Origin of the sequence: Bradyrhizobium sp. IC4060 (assembly GCF_020193715.1) — a bacterium.
GTDB classification, from domain to species: domain Bacteria; phylum Pseudomonadota; class Alphaproteobacteria; order Rhizobiales; family Xanthobacteraceae; genus Bradyrhizobium; species Bradyrhizobium yuanmingense.
This window is the reverse complement of the sequence record NZ_JADYVJ010000010.1, coordinates 103,506-119,274: the sequence shown is the minus strand read 5'-3', so window position 1 is coordinate 119,274 and position 15,769 is coordinate 103,506. Positions and strand designations below refer to the sequence as shown.

At 63.7% G+C, this 15,769-nt stretch carries 21 protein-coding genes; 14 read left to right on the top strand and 7 right to left on the bottom strand.

Going from position 1 to position 15,769, the window contains the following annotated elements:
• The first annotated feature begins 47 nt into the window (after window positions 1–47).
• The 6 genes from I6F16_RS27555 to I6F16_RS27530 all read left to right on the top strand — a co-directional run bounded on the left by I6F16_RS27555 (window position 48) and on the right by I6F16_RS27530 (window position 5,535).
• Window positions 48–692, top strand: coding sequence for a response regulator transcription factor (locus I6F16_RS27555; RefSeq protein ID WP_028178165.1), 645 nt, complete (start codon window positions 48–50; stop codon window positions 690–692).
• A gap of 552 nt (window positions 693–1,244) precedes the next feature.
• Window positions 1,245–2,663 carry a threonine synthase gene (gene thrC, locus I6F16_RS27550; protein WP_036040215.1) on the top strand — a complete coding sequence of 473 codons (1,419 nt, stop codon included), beginning with the start codon at window positions 1,245–1,247 and terminating at the stop codon, window positions 2,661–2,663.
• Window positions 2,660–3,949, top strand: a complete 1,290-nt coding sequence (locus tag I6F16_RS27545; RefSeq protein WP_036040217.1) for a pitrilysin family protein — start codon at window positions 2,660–2,662, stop codon at window positions 3,947–3,949. The genes thrC and I6F16_RS27545 overlap by 4 nt, the downstream gene beginning before the upstream one ends.
• 36 nt (window positions 3,950–3,985) lie before the next feature.
• Entirely contained in the window at window positions 3,986–4,573 is a 588-nt protein-coding gene (locus I6F16_RS27540) for a GNAT family protein (protein ID WP_035996611.1), read from the top strand.
• A 100-nt stretch (window positions 4,574–4,673) separates the two neighbouring features.
• Complete coding sequence (locus tag I6F16_RS27535; protein WP_225113050.1) at window positions 4,674–5,324, top strand: hypothetical protein; 651 nt, start codon at window positions 4,674–4,676, stop codon at window positions 5,322–5,324.
• A 16-nt stretch (window positions 5,325–5,340) separates the two neighbouring features.
• A complete protein-coding gene (locus tag I6F16_RS27530) occupies window positions 5,341–5,535 on the top strand; it encodes a hypothetical protein (protein ID WP_157783945.1) in 195 nt (64 codons plus the stop codon).
• An 18-nt stretch (window positions 5,536–5,553) separates the two neighbouring features.
• On the opposite strand, the gene I6F16_RS27525 is transcribed toward I6F16_RS27530, so the two are convergent.
• The 5 genes from I6F16_RS27525 to I6F16_RS27505 form a co-directional block, all read right to left on the bottom strand.
• Window positions 5,554–6,039, bottom strand: coding sequence for an ATP F0F1 synthase subunit B (locus tag I6F16_RS27525; RefSeq protein ID WP_035996616.1), 486 nt, complete (start codon window positions 6,037–6,039; stop codon window positions 5,554–5,556).
• 5 nt (window positions 6,040–6,044) lie between these two features.
• A complete protein-coding gene (locus I6F16_RS27520) occupies window positions 6,045–6,605 on the bottom strand; it encodes a F0F1 ATP synthase subunit B (protein ID WP_036040220.1) in 561 nt (186 codons plus the stop codon).
• Between the two features lie 60 nt (window positions 6,606–6,665).
• Entirely contained in the window at window positions 6,666–6,896 is a 231-nt protein-coding gene (locus I6F16_RS27515) for a F0F1 ATP synthase subunit C (RefSeq protein ID WP_008541273.1), read from the bottom strand.
• Window positions 6,897–6,948: 52 nt separating this feature from the next.
• Complete coding sequence (locus I6F16_RS27510) at window positions 6,949–7,698, bottom strand: F0F1 ATP synthase subunit A (RefSeq protein ID WP_225113008.1); 750 nt, start codon at window positions 7,696–7,698, stop codon at window positions 6,949–6,951.
• A 98-nt stretch (window positions 7,699–7,796) separates the two neighbouring features.
• Window positions 7,797–8,171, bottom strand: coding sequence for an AtpZ/AtpI family protein (locus I6F16_RS27505; RefSeq protein ID WP_036020584.1), 375 nt, complete (start codon window positions 8,169–8,171; stop codon window positions 7,797–7,799).
• Window positions 8,172–8,246: 75 nt separating this feature from the next.
• Here I6F16_RS27505 and I6F16_RS27500 point away from each other — a divergent pair, with 75 nt between their 5' ends.
• The 3 genes from I6F16_RS27500 to I6F16_RS27490 are packed head-to-tail and all read left to right on the top strand — an operon-like array spanning window position 8,247 to window position 9,534.
• Window positions 8,247–8,489, top strand: a complete 243-nt coding sequence (locus I6F16_RS27500) for a hypothetical protein (protein WP_162130829.1) — start codon at window positions 8,247–8,249, stop codon at window positions 8,487–8,489.
• 42 nt (window positions 8,490–8,531) lie between these two features.
• Window positions 8,532–9,047, top strand: coding sequence for a hypothetical protein (locus I6F16_RS27495; RefSeq protein WP_036020619.1), 516 nt, complete (start codon window positions 8,532–8,534; stop codon window positions 9,045–9,047).
• A gap of 13 nt (window positions 9,048–9,060) precedes the next feature.
• Window positions 9,061–9,534 (top strand): secondary thiamine-phosphate synthase enzyme YjbQ, encoded by a 474-nt coding sequence (locus tag I6F16_RS27490; RefSeq protein ID WP_225113009.1) that lies wholly within the window; start codon window positions 9,061–9,063, stop codon window positions 9,532–9,534.
• A gap of 63 nt (window positions 9,535–9,597) precedes the next feature.
• On the opposite strand, the gene I6F16_RS27485 is transcribed toward I6F16_RS27490, so the two are convergent.
• Window positions 9,598–11,223 carry an MFS transporter gene (locus tag I6F16_RS27485; RefSeq protein ID WP_225113051.1) on the bottom strand — a complete coding sequence of 542 codons (1,626 nt, stop codon included), beginning with the start codon at window positions 11,221–11,223 and terminating at the stop codon, window positions 9,598–9,600.
• Between the two features lie 344 nt (window positions 11,224–11,567).
• On the opposite strand from I6F16_RS27485, the gene I6F16_RS27480 reads away from it, so the two are divergent.
• The 3 genes from I6F16_RS27480 to I6F16_RS27470 all read left to right on the top strand — a co-directional run bounded on the left by I6F16_RS27480 (window position 11,568) and on the right by I6F16_RS27470 (window position 12,895).
• Window positions 11,568–12,239, top strand: a complete 672-nt coding sequence (locus tag I6F16_RS27480; RefSeq protein WP_225113010.1) for a response regulator transcription factor — start codon at window positions 11,568–11,570, stop codon at window positions 12,237–12,239.
• A 191-nt stretch (window positions 12,240–12,430) separates the two neighbouring features.
• The gene (locus I6F16_RS27475; protein ID WP_036020622.1) at window positions 12,431–12,640 is read left to right on the top strand and encodes a hypothetical protein; all 210 of its coding nucleotides are present in this window, start codon (window positions 12,431–12,433) and stop codon (window positions 12,638–12,640) included.
• Between the two features lie 18 nt (window positions 12,641–12,658).
• Window positions 12,659–12,895 carry a hypothetical protein gene (locus I6F16_RS27470; RefSeq protein WP_025033504.1) on the top strand — a complete coding sequence of 79 codons (237 nt, stop codon included), beginning with the start codon at window positions 12,659–12,661 and terminating at the stop codon, window positions 12,893–12,895.
• A gap of 27 nt (window positions 12,896–12,922) precedes the next feature.
• Here the strand turns inward: I6F16_RS27470 and I6F16_RS27465 are convergent, their stop codons facing one another.
• Window positions 12,923–13,096, bottom strand: a complete 174-nt coding sequence (locus I6F16_RS27465) for a hypothetical protein (protein ID WP_157785976.1) — start codon at window positions 13,094–13,096, stop codon at window positions 12,923–12,925.
• Between the two features lie 349 nt (window positions 13,097–13,445).
• Between I6F16_RS27465 and I6F16_RS27460 the strand changes: the two genes are divergently transcribed.
• On the top strand, window positions 13,446–13,985 hold the full coding sequence (locus tag I6F16_RS27460; RefSeq protein ID WP_036020596.1) for a TRAP transporter small permease subunit: 540 nt from the start codon (window positions 13,446–13,448) through the stop codon (window positions 13,983–13,985).
• On the top strand, window positions 13,982–15,589 hold the full coding sequence (locus tag I6F16_RS27455; protein WP_036020598.1) for a TRAP transporter large permease subunit: 1,608 nt from the start codon (window positions 13,982–13,984) through the stop codon (window positions 15,587–15,589). Before I6F16_RS27460 ends, I6F16_RS27455 begins: the two co-directional genes overlap by 4 nt.
• Window positions 15,590–15,769 lie beyond the last annotated feature (180 nt).

Here is a 15,769-nt window from a genome sequence, read left to right as displayed (position 1 = left end):
CCATTTATTCCCGGCGGGCTATGAGTCGAAAAACAAGAGAGTGCGCGATGCAAGATACCGCCAAGCTGGCGACGAGGGTCCTGATCGTCGACGACCATCCCGTGGTGCTGTCCGGCTGCCGCACCCTGTTCGCATCCGACCATTCAATCCGCATTGACGAGGCGAGCGATGCCAAATCCGGGCATCGCGCCTATGTCAGCAAGCGGCCCGACGTCACCGTGATCGACATCAGCCTGCCCGACGTCTCCGGGTTCGAGCTGATGCGGCGCATCCGCAAGGACGACCCCGACGCCAAGATCATCATGTTCAGCATGAACGACGATCCGGCGTTCGTCGTGCGGGCCGTCGAGCTCGGGGCGCAGGGCTATGTCTCCAAAGGCGACGATCCCAGGATCCTGCTCAAAGCGGTGCGCAAGGTGGTCGCGGGTGACAACTTCATCTCGCCGCAGCTTGCGGAAGCCGTGACGTTTTCCGGCGCGGCGATCAAGGCCAACCCCGCGTCACAGATGACGCCGCGGGAGCTCGAAATTCTTCGCTTGCTCGGACGCGGCGACAAGATCGTCGAGGTCGCCGAGGCGCTCGGCATCTCCTACAAGACGGTCGCCAACACCACGTCCCTGCTCAAGCAGAAGCTTGGCGCCAAGAACCATTCCGACCTGATCCGGATCGCAGTGGAAATCGGAATGAACTGACTTTCGCCATCGACCGAACCGGCTGCTCCGGGATGCAGCGGTTCGGCCGACGGATCGACGCCGCCGTTGGCCGGGCAATGCATTGGACAACGGGCTGACACCCATCCGCCGACACAATGGGCCGAGGCTGTATTCGTTCCCGCGACTGATTCGGGAAAAAGCGGAATTCAGGGTCAGGATCACGGCCGGGGCTTGGCTGCAACTGCCAAAAGCGAACCAGAGCCGGATCGGGAAGAATAGGAACATTTTCGACACGCGCGGGGTTTTGGACTTGACGATTTCATGACAGGCGACGAAAGCTTGCCGGAACAGTTTTGAGGGCTCGGCGACCCCGACGAGGCAACTGGTCTGCACACAACGACAGGCCTTCCAAGAGAAGGGCTGCGGCAATGCCGCAGCCCTTTTTCATTGGGCGAGGGGTACGCCGGAAGCGGTTTCCCGATGCCGCAAAACACTCTATGGTGGTTCAAAGCCACCGGCTGTTGACAAGTAATTACGTAAAATCAAAGGCTTAAGGGTCGAGCTCCGGCCCGGCCGCCTTTGGAGGGCAGTTTGACTCGCTATATCTCGACCCGGGGCGAAGCCCCCGAACTCGGCTTTTGTGACGTGATGCTGACCGGGCTTGCCCGCGACGGCGGCCTGTATGTGCCGGCGGTGTGGCCACAGCTTCCGAGCGAGACGATCGCCGGCTTCTTCGGCCGCCCCTATTGGGAGGTCGCGGTCGACGTGATTCGTCCCTTCGCCGGTGGCGAGATTTCCGACGCCGAGCTCGGGCGCATGGCGAACGAGGCCTATGCCACCTTCCGCCATCCTGCGGTGGTGCCGCTGCGCCAGATGTCCCCGCACCAGTTCGTGCTGGAGCTGTTCCACGGTCCGACGCTCGCCTTCAAGGACGTGGCGATGCAGCTGATCTCGCGGCTGATGGACCATGTGCTAGAAAAGCGCGGCCAGCGCACCACCATCGTGGTCGCGACGTCAGGCGATACCGGCGGCGCCGCGGTCGAAGCCTTTGCGGGCCTCGAGAACGTCGATCTAATCGTGCTGTTTCCGCACGGCCGCATCTCCGAGGTGCAGCGGCGGATGATGACCACGACGGGCGCGGCCAACGTCCATGCGCTCGCCATCGAGGGCACCTTCGACGACTGCCAGGCGCTCGTGAAGGGGATGTTCAACAACCATCGCTTCCGCGATGCGACCTCGCTCTCCGGCGTCAATTCCATCAACTGGGCGCGCATCGTCGCGCAGGTGGTCTACTATTTCACCTCTGCCGTCGCGGTCGGTGCTCCGGCGCGCGCGGTCGATTTCGTCGTTCCGACGGGCAATTTCGGCGATATCTTCGCCGGCTACGTCGCCAAGCGCATGGGGCTGCCGGTGCGCACCCTGCGCATCGCCGCCAACGTCAACGACATCCTGGCGCGCACGCTGAAGACCGGCATCTACGAGGTGCGCGAGGTGCACGCGACGGCATCGCCGTCGATGGACATCCAGATCTCCTCGAACTTCGAACGGCTGCTGTTCGAGGCCGGCCGGCGCGATGGCGCCGGCGTGCGCCGCCTGATGGAACAGCTGAAGCAGTCCGGCCGCTTCGTGCTGCCCGATGCGACACTCGCCGCGATCCGCGAGGAGTTCGATGCCGGGCGCGCCGACGAGACCGAGACTGCGGCTGCGATCCGCGCCGCCTGGCGCGAAGCAGGCGAGCTGGTCGATCCTCATACCGCCGTGGCGCTCGCCGTCGCGGACCGCGACACCACCGATACGAAGGTGCCGAGCATCGTGCTCTCCACCGCCCATCCGGCCAAGTTCCCCGACGCCGTCGAGGCGGCTTGCGGCCAGCGGCCGCAATTGCCGGCCTGGCTCGACGGCCTGATGACCAAATCCGAACACATGAGGGTGATGAAGAACGATCAGGTCGAGCTCGAGCGGTTCGTGCTGTCCGCCAGCCGCGCCGCAAAGCAGGGAGTTGCCGGATGAGCGTCGAGATGTCCAAGCTTGCCTCCGGCCTCACCGTCGTCACCGACGAGATGCCCCACCTCGAGACGGCGGCGCTCGGTGTCTGGGCCGGCGTCGGCGGACGCGACGAGAAGCCGAACGAGCACGGCATCTCGCATCTGTTGGAACACATGGCGTTCAAGGGCACGACCAGGCGCTCCTCGCGCGAGATCGTCGAGGAGATCGAGGCGGTCGGCGGCGACCTCAATGCCGGCACCTCGACCGAGACCACGTCCTATTACGCGCGGGTGCTGAAGGCCGACGTGCCGCTCGCGCTCGACGTGCTCGCCGACATCCTTGCCAATCCCGCCTTCGAGCCCGACGAGCTGGAGCGCGAGAAGAACGTCATCGTGCAGGAGATCGGTGCCGCGCAGGACACGCCCGATGACGTCGTGTTCGAGCATCTGAACGAGCTCTGCTATCCCGACCAGCCGATGGGCCGTTCGCTGCTCGGCACCGCCAAGACGCTGCGCGCCTTCAACCGCGACATGCTGCGTGGCTATCTGTCGACGCATTATCGCGGGCCCGACATGGTGGTGGCCGCGGCCGGGGCGGTCGACCACGGTCAGGTCGTCGCCGAGGTCGAAAAGCGTTTTGCGAGCTTCGAGGGTACGCCCGGGCCGAAGCCGCAGGCCGCTCGGTTCGGCCAGGGCGGCGCCAAGGTGGTGCATCGCGAGCTCGAGCAGGCGCATCTGACGCTGGCGCTCGAGGGGGTGCCTCAGACCGATCCTTCGCTGTTCTCGCTGCAGGTCTTCACCAATGTCCTCGGCGGCGGAATGTCGTCGCGCCTGTTCCAGGAGGTGCGCGAGAAGCGCGGCCTCTGCTACTCTATCTACACCTTCCACGCCCCCTACACCGATACCGGCTTTTTCGGCCTCTATACCGGCACCGATCCCGCCGACGCGCCGGAGATGATGGAGGTCGTGGTCGACATCATGAACGAATCGGTGGAGACGCTGACCGACGCCGAGATCGCCCGAGCCAAGGCACAGATGAAGGCGGGGTTGCTGATGGCGCTGGAGAGCTGCTCCTCCCGCGCCGAGCAGCTCGCCCGGCATGTGCTGGCCTACGGGCGGCCGCAGACAGTGCAGGAACTGGTTGCCCGGATCGACGCCGTCAGCATCGAATCGACCCGGGACGCGGCCCGTGCGCTGCTGTCGCGCAGCCGGCCTGCGGTCGTCGCATTGGGCAGCGGCAGGGGTCTGGACACGGCGGTGTCTTTTGCGGAAGGATTGACACGGGCGCGCGCCAAGGCGCGGCTGCACTAAGAGCCGCGTGCGGGCCTCGCCCGGGGAAGCATCACCATGGCCCTCTTTCGCCTGCCATCCAGTGGACCCGCCGCCCTGGCGCCGCGCGGCAACGGGCTGCTCCTGCGCGCGCCGCAAATGTCCGACTTCCTGCAATGGGCTCATTTGCGCGAGACCAGCCGCGACTATCTCACGCCTTGGGAGCCGATCTGGCCGTCCGACGATCTCACCCGCTCCGGCTTCCGCCGCCGCCTGCGCCGCTATGCCGAGGACATTGCCGCGGACCGCTCCTATCCCTTTCTGATCTTCCGCGAGCTCGACGGCGCCCTGGTCGGCGGCATCACGCTCGCCAATGTCCGGCGTGGCATCGTGCAGGCCGGGACCATCGGCTATTGGGTCGGCCAGCCTTATGCCCATCGCGGCTACATGACGGCCGCACTGCGGGTGCTGCTGCCGACGCTGTTCGGCGAGCTCAATCTGCACCGGGTCGAGGCCGCCTGCATCCCGACCAATGCGCCGTCGATCCGGGTGCTGGAGAAGTGCGGCTTCTCGCGCGAGGGCCTGGCGCGCCGCTATCTCTGCATCAACGGGGTCTGGCAGGATCACCTGCTGTTCGGCCTGCTGCACGAGGACTTCCGCGGCTGAGCAGCCTGATGGATGCAGCCAAATCCCTTTTTGCCGCCTTGGGTTCGCCGATATTGGCGATATAACCCGGCCGGAACATTGTCATGGAGTACGGGTGTTGATGGTGCAGGAGCTTCGGTCATCGCGAACGAGGTTGCGGCGGGGCGCAGCGGTCGTGCTGGCATTATCGGTCGGGCTCGCCTCCGTCTCGCCGGTGGCGGCACAGTCGTTGACCGACCGCTTCAAGAGCCTGTTCGGCGGCAAGTCCGACGAGCCGGCGGAGCCGAAGCCGGCGCCTGCGCCCGGGCAGCCGGCCGAAGACGACGTCGATTGCCCGCAGGTCACGGTGCGCGCGGGCGCCTCGACCTACGCGGTCGGCGCCAGCGGCAAGCCGGCGGTCGGCAATGACATCCGCTTCCAGGCCTCGATCACCAAGATGGCGCGCGAATGCTTGCGCAGCAGTGCCGGCATCACCGCCCGGATCGGCATCCAGGGCCGCGTCATCGCCGGCCCCGCCGGGGCGCCTGCCTCCGTCGAGGTGCCGCTGCGCATCGCCGTCGTGCAGGGCGGCGTCGGCGAGAAGGTGATCGCCTCGAAGGCCTACCGGACCACGGTGGCGATGTCGGAAGGCGGCAGCGTGCCCTTCACCTTCGTCGCCGAGGATCTGGCCTATCCGGTGCCGGCGCCCGCGGTCGCCGATACCTACATCTTCTATGTCGGCTTCGACCCGCAGGCGCTCTCGCCGGAGCCGAGAGGGAAGAAGAAGAAGTAGGGGAGATCTTGCGGCAATGTCAGCTGTCATTGCCCGCGAAGGCGGGCAATCCAGTATTCCAGAGGCCGCGGTGCTTGAACTGAGAAGCCTCGGCGCAATGGATCACCCGCCCCAGTGCGCAAGTGCGCACAAGGTGGGTGATGATACCGCACTTGTGGATGCTGTTACCCGACAGACAAAAAAGCCGGCGCTCGTCGCGCCGGCTTTTTGATTGGGTAAGGCAAATCCCTCAGTTCAGCTTCTGCCTGACTTCGTTGATGCCCTTGGCGAGCAGGTCGTCGGCGATCTGGCCCTTGACCGACTGCGACAGGATCGTGGAGGCAGCCTGCACGGCGGCTTCCGCGGCGGCTGCCCGGACGTCCGCGAGAGCCTGAGCCTCGGCGAGTGCGATCTTGCCCTCGGCGGTCTTGGTGCGGCGGGTGACGAAATCTTCCAATTTCGCCTTGGCCTCTGCTGCGATGCGCTCCGCTTCGGCATTCGCGTTGGCGATGATGTCGGCGGCCTCGCGCTCGGCACCGGCAGTGCGCGCCTTGTAGTCGGCGAGCACCTTGGTGGCCTCCTGCTTGAGGCGCGCCGCCTCGTCCAGCTCGGCCTTGATACGAGCGGCGCGATGATCGAGCGCCGACATCGCCGTCTTGAACACCCCCACATAGGCGAAGATCACCATCAGAATCACGAAGGCAACGGCGACCCAAAACTCAGGTGTGAAGAACATCGAGACTAACCCTTCAAGGTCGCATCAACGGCGGCATTGACCGACGCTGCATCCGGAACGACGCCCGTGAGCTGCTGAACGATGGTGCCGGCTGCATCGGCCGCGATGCCGCGGACGTTGCTCATGGCGGTCGCGCGGGTCGAGGCAATGGTCTTCTCCGCCTCGGCGAGCTTGGCGGACAGTTGCTCTTCCAGCGCCTTGCGTTCGGCTTCCGCCTGCGCATTCGCCTTCTCGCGGGATTCGTTGCCGATCGCCTGTGCACGCGCGCGCGCCGACGCGAGCTCGCCTTCATAGGCCTTGAGCGCCGCCTCGGACTGGTCCTTCAGCTTCTGCGCTTCGGCGAGATCGCCCTCGATCTTGTTCTGACGCGCCTCGATCGCACCCCCGACACGCGGCAGCGCGAACCGGGAGACGATCAGATACAGCGCGACGAAGGCGATCGCGAGCGACACCAGTTGCGAAGCAAAGGTGCTGCTCTCGAAAGGCGGAAAGCCACCGCCGTGGTGACCGCCATCGGCCTCCGTGTGAGCGCCGGTACCTTTGGCGCCGCCATGACTTTCAGCCATGGAGTTCTCCTGTTGCTGTCAGACGCGCCGCCTCCCACCTGGAAGCGGCGCGAAACGCGTTCAGAGCGGGACGAACAGCAGCAGCAGAGCGATCAGCAGCGAGAAGATGCCGAGCGCTTCGGTCACGGCGAAGCCGAAGATCAGGTTGCCGAACTGGCCCTGAGCAGCTGCCGGGTTGCGCATGGCTGCGGACAGATAATTGCCGAAGATGAAGGCCACGCCGATGCCGGCGCCGCCCATGCCGATGCACGCGATGCCCGCGCCGAGAAACTTAGCTGCTTGCGGATCCATTTTTGACTCCTTGGAAGAAAGACAGGTGTGGGTGGAAAAGCACCCGGATCACTCAGTGTCCAGGGTGAATGGCGTCGTTGAGGTAGATACAGGTCAAGATCGCAAACACATAGGCTTGCAGGAACGCGACCAGCAGTTCGAGCGCGGTGAGCGCGACGGCGAGCGCCAGCGGCATGACACCGCCGATCCAGCCGACCACGCCAAGAGACGCGCCGAGCATGGCAACGAAACCGGCGAACACCTTCAGCGCGATGTGGCCCGCGAGCATGTTCGCGAACAGTCGAACGCTGTGCGAGACCGGCCGCAGGAAGAACGACAGCACCTCGATCGCCATGACCAGCGGCAGGATGTAGCCCGGAACGCCCGAGGGCACGAACACTTTCAGGAACTTCAGGCCGTTCTTGTAGAGGCCGTAGATCAGGACCGTGAAGAACACCAGCAGCGCCAGCGCCGCAGTGACGATGAGATGGCTCGTCACGGTGAACGTGTACGGAACGATGCCTACGAGGTTCGAGACGCAGATGAACATGAAGAGCGAGAAGATCAGCGGGAAGAACCGCATGCCATCCGCTCCGGCAGTGCTGCGGATCATGCTGGCCACGAACTCATAGGAGAGCTCGGCCACCGACTGCAGACGCCCCGGAACCAGCTGCTTGCCGCTGGTGAGCAGAAGCAGCGCAATGATCCCCACCGCGGCGAACATGTAGAGAGAGGCATTGGTGAAGGCGATCGTGTGATCGCCGATACGGCCGATTGTGAAGAGCGGTTCGACGTTGAACTGATGGATCGGGTCGATTTTCATCCGCGCGGCATCTCTCGTCTGCTGGACAAGCCGACCAGTGAAGATTGGTCGGCCGGCTGTGCCGGCGAGCGGCACGACAGTTAACCCGGCTAGGCCAATTACGAACCACCGCGCCTGTTCGGACCCGCGCCTGCCGTTCTCACCACATTCACCACGCCGGCGATGAAGCCCAGCAGCAGGAACGCGATGAATCCGAAAGGCGACGTCGACAGCAAGTGGTCGAACCCCCAGCCAATCCCCGCTCCGACAGCGACGCCGGCGACCAACTCCGAGGATAGTCGGAAACCAAGCGCCATCGCCGAGGCTCTGGCCGCTTTGTCTCCATCGTCACCTGCGGGTTGCTCGGTCTTGGCCCGGCGGTCGCGAAATTCGGACAACCGCTGATCAAGATTTCCGAGCCGATCGGAAAGCGCGGCTTCCTCGGGCGATCTATCGCGATCTCCATCATCGCCGTGTCCCGTGCCCTGTGTCATGCAACGAAGACCCGAAACGCTGCGGCTGAATGGAAATTGCGCCCGTCACCCTCAAAAGCCGCGCGGACCATACTGATGGCCTATAATCAAGTCAAGCCAAGTCACGATTGCGTCGCTTCCGATTATGTATTTGATTTACTTGATGATATTGACGCGCACGGCAGCGCTGCACACAGCGTGACGCCGCACCGCAGCAGGTCTGCTTGCGAACGGCGGACGCAGCCGTGCTTTCGCCGCGCTCGCGGGATCAAAGAAGCCGCCGCGTTCGTTGATTTCGGGGGCGGCTTTTTGGCGGCGGATTGCCGGCTGGGGGTGTAGAATTGCAACCGCAGCCGCAGCAGTGCCGGGGCGGAGACAATGATGAGACCTGCGACGTCATCCACGACATCATGGCTCGCGGCGGCGGCCGCGGTGATGGTAGTCAGCGGCGGCCTCGCGGCCGCGCAATCTACGCCCGACGGCGAAAATGGCCGCTACAGCATGACGCCCATCCCCGAGGGCGTGCTGCGGCTCGACACGCGCACCGGCACGGTGTCGACCTGCACCAGGAACGGCGCCGGTTGGGCCTGCTACGCGGTGCCCGACGAGCGGACCGCACTCGACGCCGAGATCGGCAGGCTCCAGGCCGAGGTCGAGCGGCTGAAGGCACAGCTCGCGGCGGGGCCAACGGTATCGGGCAAGATCGACGAGGCGCTGCCGAAATCCGATCCACTCAGGAAGCCCGAGCCCAAGGTCGCCGAGGGCGAGCGCAAGATCGAGATCCCGCTGCCGAGCGAGCAGGACGTCGACCGTGTGATGTCGTTCCTGGAAAAGGCCTGGCGGCGGCTGATCGACATGGCCAACCGCGTGCAGAAAGACGTGTCGGGGAAGATCTGATGCGGGCCCCTCCATGACATCTGCCAGATCCGTCACCCGCTCCGCACCATCGTCCGTACAGGCCACGACCGTCACATCGGCACTGCTCACCGTGCAGACGCCTGGCCGCGGCTTCACCGATCTGACCAGCGAGGCCGCACGATTCATCGCCGAGGCGCGGGCGGGCGAGGGTGCATTGACGCTGTTCATCCGCCACACCTCGGCCTCGCTGACGATCCAGGAGAACGCCGATCCCTCCGTGCTGGTCGACCTTACCACCGCGCTGTCTCGGCTCGCACCGGAGAACGCCGGGTGGACCCATGATACCGAGGGGCCCGACGACATGCCGGCCCATATCAAGACCATGCTGACGCAGACTTCGCTTCAGGTCCCGGTCCTGAGCGGCAAGCTCGCGCTCGGCACCTGGCAGGCGATCTACCTGATCGAGCATCGCAGCCGCCCGCACCGCCGTGAGATCGTGCTGCAATTCATCGGCAGCGATCGATAACGACACAAAGCAAAACCGGCCGCGGAGACCGCGGCCGGTTGGTGTCGTCGATTGCTGCTGCGATCAGGTCGCCTTGATGTCGACGTCCTTGGTTTCCGGCAGGAACAGGAAGCCGATCACCACGGTAATCGAGGCGAAGATGATCGGGTACCACAGACCGGCATAGATGTCGCCTGTCGAGGCCACGATGGCGAAGGCGGTGGCAGGCAGGAGGCCGCCGAACCAGCCGTTGCCGATGTGGTAGGGCAGCGACATCGAGGTGTAGCGGATGCGGGTTGGGAACAATTCGACCAGCATCGCCGCGATCGGGCCGTACACCATGGTCACGAACAGGACCAGGACGAACAGCAGGCCGATGATCGCCGCCGGCTGCGGACGGAAGACGTCGAACGGATGCGACATCTTCACGATGCCGGTGTCACCCGCCTTGGGATAGCCGGCCGCCTGCACCGCGGCGAGAACCGCCGGGTTGCTGTCCTTGGCGTTGGCGTAGGGCACGTCCTTGCCGTTGACCACGACCTTCACGCCCGAGCCGGCCGGACCCGAAGTCGTCGTGTACCTGACCGACGATTGCGACAGGTAGGCGCGTGCGGTGTCGCAAGGCGCGGTGAACACGCGGGTGCCGACCGGGTTGAACAGATCGCCGCAGCCGGCGGGATCGGCCACCACCTCGACCTTGACCGACTCGATGGCCTTTTCCAGCGCCGGGTTGGCGTTGGACGTGATCATCTTGAAGATCGGGAAGAAGGTCAGCGCCGCGATCAGACAGCCGCCGAGGATGATCGGCTTGCGGCCGATCTTGTCGGACAACATGCCGAACACGATGAAGAACCCGGTGCCGAGCAGCAGCGACCATGCAATCAGCAGGTTGGCGGTATAGCCGTCGACCTTCAGGATCGATTGCAGGAAGAACAGCGCGTAGAACTGGCCGGTGTACCAGACCACGCCCTGGCCCATGACGCCGCCGAGCAGGGCGAGCAGCACCAGCTTGCCGTTCTGCCAATTGCCGAAGGCTTCCGTCAGCGGCGCCTTCGAACTCTTCCCCTCTTCCTTCATCTTCTGGAAGATCGGCGATTCGTTGAGGCGGAGCCGGATCCAGACCGAGATGCCGAGCAGCAGCACGGAGACGAGGAACGGAATGCGCCAGCCCCACGCCGCGAAATCGGCCTCGCCGAGCGCGGTGCGGGTGAACAGAATCACCAGCAGCGACAGGAACAGGCCGAGGGTTGCCGTGGTCTGGATGAAGGAGGTGTAGAAGCCGCGCTTGCCGTTCGGCGCATGCTCCGCGACGTAGGTCGCCGCACCGCCATATTCGCCGCCGAGCGCCAGACCCTGGGCGAGGCGCAGCACGATCAGGATGATCGGGGCCGCGATGCCGATGGTCGCCGCGTTGGGCAACAGGCCGACGATGAAGGTCGACAGACCCATGATCAGGATGGTGACAAGGAAAGTGTATTTGCGGCCGACGATGTCGCCGACGCGGCCGAACACGATCGCGCCGAACGGACGCACCAGGAAGCCCGCGGCAAACGCCAGCAGCGCGAAGATATCGCGGGTTGCCGGGGGATAGGCCGAGAAGAACTGCGCGCCGATGATGCCGGCCAGCGAGCCGTAGAGATAGAAGTCGTACCACTCGAAGACGGTACCGAGCGAGGAGGCGAGAATGACGAACCGTTCGTCCTTCGTCATCCCCTGCGCGCTCGATTGAGACACAGCCATTGTCGACATGTTGGATCGCTCCCCAAAAATGCGTTTCCCTCGCGCCCCGGACGTCCGGACATGCCGGATCGCCCCAGGTCTTGGCCACAAGGTAACATCGGCGTGAAACCGGCCCCAATACGACTTTCGGCCCTGCGCACTGTCGCGCAGGTGACGTCGCGGTATCGGGGGCCGGCGCGCGGGCCATCAGGGCGGGGATTAACCCCTTTGCAGCAAAGGAATAATGTGCACTTGCATGCCACGGCCGCTCGGGGGAAGAATTGACGTACCCGGGATCTGTTCGCCGACCCGGCGCGAACGACAGCAAGAGAACGATGAACGCTCCTTCGACCCATCTCGTCATCGCCGATGATCATCCCCTGTTCCGCGATGCACTGCGGCAGGCGGTGGCGGGCGTTCTCCCGTCGGCCCGGATCGACGAGGCCGGCACCTTCGAGGATCTGACCAAGCTTCTGGAGCAGACCTCCGAGGTCGATCTGGTCCTGCTCGACCTCTCCATGCCCGGGATCTCCGGCTTCTCCGGCCTGATCTATCTGCGTGCGCAATACCCGGCGATCCCGGTCGTAATCGTCTCGGCCTCCGACGACAGCGCCACGATCCGCCGTTCGCTCGATTTCGGTGCGTCCGGCTTCATTCCGAAGCGATTCGGGGTCGAGACCTTGCGCGACGCCATCCTCAAGGTGATGGAGGGCGACGTCTGGGTCCCCGCCGATACCGACCTGTCCGCCGCCGCCGACCCCGACATGACCCGCCTGCGCGACCGCCTGGTGACGCTGACGCCGCAGCAGGTTCGCGTCCTGATGATGCTGTCGGAGGGACTGCTCAACAAGCAGATCGCCTACGAGCTCGGTGTTTCCGAGGCCACCATCAAGGCGCATGTCTCGGCGATCCTGCAAAAGCTCGGCGTCGAGAGCCGGACGCAGGCGGTGATTGCCGCGGCGAAGATCGCCGGCAGCCAGTGGAAGCAGGGTACGCCGACGGGGTAGCGCTTGCGCGTTAACTGGTGGATGTCCGGGCCCGCGGCAGAGCGCAATCATTCGGTGCGATGAGAGCTTCGGCGGTTTTGACCCGTGTGGGCATGTCGATCGATGGATTAGCTGGACCGCCAAGCCGCCGTTTGGAATAGACCGCCAGTAGCTGACGCGGCTAAGTTGGGGTCAAACCCCGGAGGATGAAGATGCCGTACTTCACAGCCAACCAGACCCAATCCGATCGCACGTCTAAGGTGCTTGCAGATGTCTTCTGTGCGCTTTTACTGGGGACCTTTTCCATCGTCTTTTTCGGCCTGGTTGGCGGCCTTATTGCTTTAGTTCTGCTGGAAGCTTGCTTGCTCGCCCTCGATTGGGTGATGCCGAGCGACGATGATGCCGCTGGGGTTGTCCGCTAGGAGATCAAGGGCCAACGAATGAGCAAGCCCGTAAAATCTGAAAGCGAACTCGTCGCCATGGCGAGAGCCGAGTTGAAGGTCCACGCCGACTGTCCCGATGGAATGACGATTTCCATCCTCCGCGACGGGAAATCCTGGGAGTTTCGGGCCAGCGCTGATCAGGCGACCTCTGATCGGCCGGGCTATCCTGAATGCGTTGCCATGCTGGTCCAGATTGGGGATCACCTCTGCAGGCAGTACGACGTCGAGGGTTAGGCGCGCCGCCTCGACAGCCGACACCGGTCAGAAGATGCGGTCGATCACCATCGTCAGGCCAGCTGAGAAGGCCATGATGATCACCAGGGGGACTCCTGTCTCAAAGAATGGCAGCTCCATCCACCGATGTGACTGCCCGTTGCGAGGCAGGAAGACCCAGAGGAGAGCGATCGACAAGACGACCAGGAATGCGCCGATCACGAAATCCTCCTCTGGAGCAGCGATATCTCGCTGGAGGTTGTCCTCCGCCGGTCGCGTCGCCGGTAAGCCCCGAAGGTCAACCCAATTAAGCCTAGTGACGCTAACTTAGACATTGCTGCGGCAAACTGTCCATTTTCCTGTTGACCGGGAATTGGCCGACGGTAAAGGTGGCCCTGCTTCACGCGGCGGCTGAGACCTGAACGTGTCTTGCCGAAAACCGACAGCAAGAACGGGCGGAAGCATCAGGAGGGGTCAACTAGCTCCCGCGCAGACGTGGCAGGCAGCTGATGCAGCGCCATGGTCCTGCTCGCCTGGGGGATAGTACTCAGCGAGCGGGGACAAGGCATCGATGCGCCCATTGTTGGCGATGAGTACGGCTATCGACTGGCTGAACGAAAAGGTCGGCAACGTCTGCAATATTCTGGTGCTCGCGGCCTGCGTCGTGAGTGCTGTCAATGCGATGATCCGGTACGCCTTCAGCTACAGCTCGAACAGCTGGCTAGAGACGCAGTGGTATATGTTCGCCGTCATCGTGATGTTCGGCGCGTCCTACACCTTTAAGCGCAACGAGCACGTCCGCGTCGAGATCCTTTATCTCATGCTCACCGAACGCGGCCAGCTGTGGCTGGACCTGATCGGGACATTGGTCTTCCTCGTCCCTGCCTGCCTGCTCCTCAGCTACCTGTCTTGGGGGATGTTCTACAATTCGTTCGTCATCGGCGAAATGTCCAACAATGCAGGCGGCCTTCTGCGGTGGCCGATCAAGTTCGTCCTGCCGGCCGGCTTCTTCATGGTGGCTTTGCAGGGTATCTCGGAGGTCATCAAGCGCGCCGCCGCCTTGCGCGGTGAAGTCACCATCGATGCGAAATACGAGCGGCCGACCCAATGATCACGATCGAGATGATGCCGCCGCTGATGTTCGGCGGACTTGTGCTGGCGATGCTCATCGGCTTTCCGGTCGCCTTCACGCTGGCCGCCCTCGGGCTCTCGTTCGGATTTCTCGCGATCCATTTGGGATTTTTCGAGTTCAGCTTCCTTCAGGCGATCCCGGAGCGCATCTACGGCAGCGTTCTGTCCAACGAGCTGCTGCTGGCCATCCCATTCTTCACGTTCATGGGCGCGATCCTCGAACGATGTGGCCTCGCAGAGGACATGCTGGATTCGATGGGACAGCTGTTTGGCCCCGTTCGCGGCGGTCTCGGCTATTCCGTGATCATCGTCGGCTTCATCCTTGGGGCCATCACAGGCACAGTGGCGGCGCAGGTCATCGCCATGGCGCTGATCTCGATGCCGGTCATGATCCGCTACGGCTACAACGTGCGCTACATCACCGGCGTGCTCGCAGCCTCCGGCACCATAACCCAGCTGGTGCCTCCCTCGCTGGTTTTGATCGTGCTCGCGGACCAACTCGGAAAGTCGGTGGGTGACATGTATCTGGGCGCCTGGGGGCCATCGATACTCCAGATCGCGCTGTTCGCGGGCTACACCTTCGTTCTGAGCATCGTCAAACCGGGCCATGTTCCGGCGGTGCCGAAGGAAGCGAGGACGCTCAAGGGCTGGGCACTCTGGCGCAAATGCCTTCTGGGCATCATTCCGTCCGCCGTTCTGATCTTCGTGGTGCTCGGCACGATGATGCTGGGGCTCGCCACGCCGACCGAAGCGGGTGCCATGGGCGCCGTCGGCGCGATCGTCCTCGCCGTCATCCATCACAAGGATTTCAGCTCGGCCGGTCACAAGGTCTTGCTCGTGGGCGTGGCCGCGGCCGGCGTGGGCACCATCATCGGCATCTACTTCACGCCTAATCTGCCGTTCAAAATGGCGTTCGCGATTGCCTATCTGGCGGTGGCCTGGGCGTGTCTCGAGGTAATCAGGATTCCCGACCTGCGCTTGCTGGTAAAGCAGGGTTATGAGACCACCATGCGCATCACCTGCATGGTGACTTTTATCCTCATTGGATCGACCTGTTTCTCGATTGTCTTTCTCGGCTGCAACGGGGGCGTCTGGCTGGAACACATGCTGACATCGTTGCCGGGCGGTGTATGGGGCTTCTTAATCTTCATCAATCTGTTCATCTTCTTTGTCGCCTTCTTCCTCGACTTCTTCGAGATTGCCTTCATTATCGTTCCCATGATCGCGCCGACCGCCCTCAAGCTCCTCACGCCTGTCGTCGGCGCGGATGCCGCCTTGATCTGGTTTGGGATCATGCTGTGCGTGAACATGCAGACCTCCTTCCTGCATCCCCCCTTCGGCTTCGCACTGTTCTATTTGCGCGGCGTGGCGCCGAGGGAAGTCAAGAGTTCAGACATCTATTGGGGCGCGGTGCCGTGGATCGGTCTGCAGGCGATCATGGTTGCGGTCGTGATCGCATTCCCGATCACTGTCACCGGGTTGCTGGACGCCCCGATCAAGGTGGATCTGGATAAGATCAAGATCGAGATTCCGGACATCGAGTTGCCGCCACCGCTGGTCGATTTCGGGCAGCCCAAGAACTAAGGGACGTCCGCCGAAGCACTTCCGCTTTTCGTCCAACCCGGGCGGTTGACGCTCTCCGCTTTTCGCGCTGCTGCTGGAGACGACGGGACATCATGTGCGCGTTCTTCGAAACATGATTTGCAGGGACGTGACCGAGCCACCCCTAGGGGTTGGGCCGTCGTCGCGCAAAACAGCAACGGC

Bases quoted from the DNA above. Each gene is read 5' to 3' on its own strand.
- I6F16_RS27490 (WP_225113009.1), top strand. From the start codon at position 9,061: ATGACATCTGCCAGATCCGTCACCCGCTCCGCACCATCGTCCGTACAG.
- I6F16_RS27515 (WP_008541273.1), bottom strand. From the start codon at position 6,896: ATGGATCCGCAAGCAGCTAAGTTTCTCGGCGCGGGCATCGCGTGCATC.
- I6F16_RS27555 (WP_028178165.1), top strand. From the start codon at position 48: ATGCAAGATACCGCCAAGCTGGCGACGAGGGTCCTGATCGTCGACGAC.
- I6F16_RS27470 (WP_025033504.1), top strand. From the start codon at position 12,659: ATGAGCAAGCCCGTAAAATCTGAAAGCGAACTCGTCGCCATGGCGAGA.
- I6F16_RS27475 (WP_036020622.1), top strand. From the start codon at position 12,431: ATGCCGTACTTCACAGCCAACCAGACCCAATCCGATCGCACGTCTAAG.
- I6F16_RS27495 (WP_036020619.1), top strand. From the start codon at position 8,532: ATGAGACCTGCGACGTCATCCACGACATCATGGCTCGCGGCGGCGGCC.
- I6F16_RS27505 (WP_036020584.1), bottom strand. From the start codon at position 8,171: ATGACACAGGGCACGGGACACGGCGATGATGGAGATCGCGATAGATCG.
- I6F16_RS27485 (WP_225113051.1), bottom strand. From the start codon at position 11,223: ATGACGAAGGACGAACGGTTCGTCATTCTCGCCTCCTCGCTCGGTACC.
- I6F16_RS27520 (WP_036040220.1), bottom strand. From the start codon at position 6,605: ATGGCTGAAAGTCATGGCGGCGCCAAAGGTACCGGCGCTCACACGGAG.
- I6F16_RS27525 (WP_035996616.1), bottom strand. From the start codon at position 6,039: ATGTTCTTCACACCTGAGTTTTGGGTCGCCGTTGCCTTCGTGATTCTG.
- I6F16_RS27545 (WP_036040217.1), top strand. From the start codon at position 2,660: ATGAGCGTCGAGATGTCCAAGCTTGCCTCCGGCCTCACCGTCGTCACC.
- I6F16_RS27480 (WP_225113010.1), top strand. From the start codon at position 11,568: ATGAACGCTCCTTCGACCCATCTCGTCATCGCCGATGATCATCCCCTG.
- I6F16_RS27535 (WP_225113050.1), top strand. From the start codon at position 4,674: ATGGTGCAGGAGCTTCGGTCATCGCGAACGAGGTTGCGGCGGGGCGCA.
- I6F16_RS27530 (WP_157783945.1), top strand. From the start codon at position 5,341: ATGTCAGCTGTCATTGCCCGCGAAGGCGGGCAATCCAGTATTCCAGAG.
- I6F16_RS27455 (WP_036020598.1), top strand. From the start codon at position 13,982: ATGATCACGATCGAGATGATGCCGCCGCTGATGTTCGGCGGACTTGTG.
- I6F16_RS27510 (WP_225113008.1), bottom strand. From the start codon at position 7,698: ATGAAAATCGACCCGATCCATCAGTTCAACGTCGAACCGCTCTTCACA.
- I6F16_RS27460 (WP_036020596.1), top strand. From the start codon at position 13,446: ATGCGCCCATTGTTGGCGATGAGTACGGCTATCGACTGGCTGAACGAA.
- I6F16_RS27500 (WP_162130829.1), top strand. From the start codon at position 8,247: ATGGCCTATAATCAAGTCAAGCCAAGTCACGATTGCGTCGCTTCCGAT.
- I6F16_RS27540 (WP_035996611.1), top strand. From the start codon at position 3,986: ATGGCCCTCTTTCGCCTGCCATCCAGTGGACCCGCCGCCCTGGCGCCG.